This is a genomic window from Kitasatospora sp. NPDC057500 (genome assembly GCF_042802195.1).
Taxonomy (GTDB): domain Bacteria; phylum Actinomycetota; class Actinomycetes; order Streptomycetales; family Streptomycetaceae; genus Kitasatospora.
The window spans coordinates 1-2,317 of sequence record NZ_JBHVER010000412.1; the positions used below are offsets into that span (position 1 = coordinate 1).

2 protein-coding genes are annotated in these 2,317 nt (G+C 66.8%); both read left to right on the forward strand.

Annotation, left to right across the window (positions count from 1 at the left end; translation table 11 throughout):
• Nucleotides 1-298 precede the first annotated feature (298 nt).
• Nucleotides 299-1,609 carry a preprotein translocase subunit SecY gene (gene secY / locus ACFU74_RS37055; RefSeq protein ID WP_344338016.1) on the forward strand — a complete coding sequence of 437 codons (1,311 nt, stop codon included), beginning with the start codon at nucleotides 299-301 and terminating at the stop codon, nucleotides 1,607-1,609.
• Nucleotides 1,609-2,262, forward strand: a complete 654-nt coding sequence (locus ACFU74_RS37060) for an adenylate kinase (RefSeq protein WP_380764541.1) — start codon at nucleotides 1,609-1,611, stop codon at nucleotides 2,260-2,262. Before secY ends, ACFU74_RS37060 begins: the two co-directional genes overlap by 1 nt.
• The last annotated feature ends 55 nt before the right edge of the window (nucleotides 2,263-2,317 follow it).

The window sequence follows — 2,317 nt, forward strand, 5'->3', positions numbered from 1 at the left end:
CCGGAACGGGAGGCGCGGGGCTCGCGCCTTTTCCCGGTTCTTCGCGGGCGGGCCGTCCGCGCGGCGCGATCCGGCCCTCGTTCTTTTGTGTGGCAAAACCGGGCATCCCGTACCCCATGAGTGGGGGACCGGCGGTACGCGCTTCTTTCGAGTGGCCGTGCACTGTTAGAGTCCGTGGAGTTCCCTTGTAGGCTGCGCATAGGCTCGCCTGTGCCGTCTGTAACGGAGCCCGTTCCGCAAAACTCCCATTCAGGACCGACCCTCCCGCCGACGACGCGCGGGAGGCGCAGGAGGCACCGTGCTCAGTGCGTTCGCGCGGGCGTTCCAGACGCCCGACCTGCGCAAGAAGCTGCTGTTCACGCTGGGCATCATGGTGCTGTTCCGGCTGGGCTCACATGTCCCCGTCCCCGGGGTGGACTTCCAGGCGGTGCACGCCTGCCTGAAGGACAACGAGAACAACGGCCTGTTCGGGCTCGTCAACCTGTTCAGCGGTGGCGCGCTCCTCCAGCTGACGATCTTCGCCCTCGGCATCATGCCGTACATCACGGCGAGCATCATCCTCCAGCTCCTCACCGTCGTGATCCCGCGACTCGAGGCGCTGAAGAAGGAGGGGCAGGCCGGCCAGGCGAAGATCACCCAGTACACCCGCTACCTGACCATCGCGCTCGCCGTGCTCCAGGGCACCGGCATCGTCGCGACGGCCTCCAGCGGCGCGCTGTTCTCGGGCTGCGTCTACGCCAACCAGATCGTGCCGGACACCGGCGTGTTCCGGATCGCCGTGATGGTGCTGACCATGACCGCCGGCACCACGGTGATCATGTGGCTCGGTGAGCTCATCACCGACCGCGGCATCGGCAACGGCATGTCGCTGCTGATCTTCACCTCGATCGCCGCGCAGTTCCCGTCCTCGATGTGGGCCATCAAGGGCTCCGGCACCATCGGCGGCGGCTGGGTCGAGTTCTTCTCGGTCATCGCGGTCGGCGTCATCGTCGTGATGCTCGTCATCTTCGTCGAGCAGGCCCAGCGCCGGATCCCGGTCCAGTACGCGAAGCGGATGATCGGACGCCGGGCCTTCGGCGGGACCTCGACGTACATCCCGCTCAAGGTGAACCAGGCCGGTGTCATCCCGGTCATCTTCGCCTCGTCGCTGCTGTACATCCCGGCCCTCGTGGTCCAGCTGACCAACAGCCAGGCGGGCTGGGCGGTGTGGATCAACCAGCACTTCGTGCGCGGTGACCACCCGATCTACATGGCCACCTACTTCCTGCTGATCGTCTTCTTCGCCTTCTTCTACGTCGCCATCTCCTTCAACCCCGAAGAAGTCGCCGACAACATGAAGAAGTATGGTGGGTTCATCCCGGGTATCCGGGCCGGCCGTCCGACGGCCGAGTACCTGAACTACGTGCTCACCCGCATCACGTGGCCGGGTTCGCTCTACCTGGGCCTGATCGCGTTGATCCCGATGATCGCCTTGGTCGCCTTCGGACAGCAGACCAACTTCCCGTTCGGCGGCACCAGCGTGCTCATCGTCGTCGGCGTCGGACTCGAAACTGTGAAGCAGATCGAGAGCCAGCTCCAGCAGCGCAATTACGAAGGGTTCCTCCGCTGATGCGTATCGTCCTCGTCGGACCCCCCGGGGCCGGGAAGGGTACTCAGGCGCACCTGCTCGCCAAGACCCTGTCCATCCCCCACATCTCCACCGGCGACCTGTTCCGCGCCAACATCGGCCAGGGCACCCCGCTGGGTGTCGAGGCCAAGAGCTACATGGACGCGGGCCGCCTGGTGCCCGACGAGGTCACCATCGGGATGGCCAAGGACCGCATGCTCCAGGAGGACGCCGCCGGCGGTTTCCTGCTGGACGGCTTCCCGCGCAACCTGGGCCAGGCGAAGGCGCTGGACGAGTTCCTCGCCGAGCAGGGCATCGAGCTGGACGGCGTGCTGGACCTGGAGGTCCCCGAGGACGAGGTCGTCCGCCGGATCGCCGGGCGCCGGCTGTGCCGCAACGACGGCGGCCACGTCTTCCACGTCGACTACAACGCGCCGAAGACCGAGGGCGTCTGCGACGAGTGCGGCGGCGAGCTGTACCAGCGCTCGGACGACACCGAGGAGGCCGTGCGGACCCGGCTGGAGGTCTACCACACGGAGACCGAGCCGATCATCGACTACTACCGCCAGCAGGGCCTGATCGCCACGATCCCGGCCCTCGGCAAGGTGGACGAGGTCACGCAGCGCGCGATCGAGGCGCTGAAGCAGGACAGCTGAGTTTTTCGCGACGCCGTACGGCCGCGTTGCCCGCTCCTGGGCAGCGCGGCCGTAC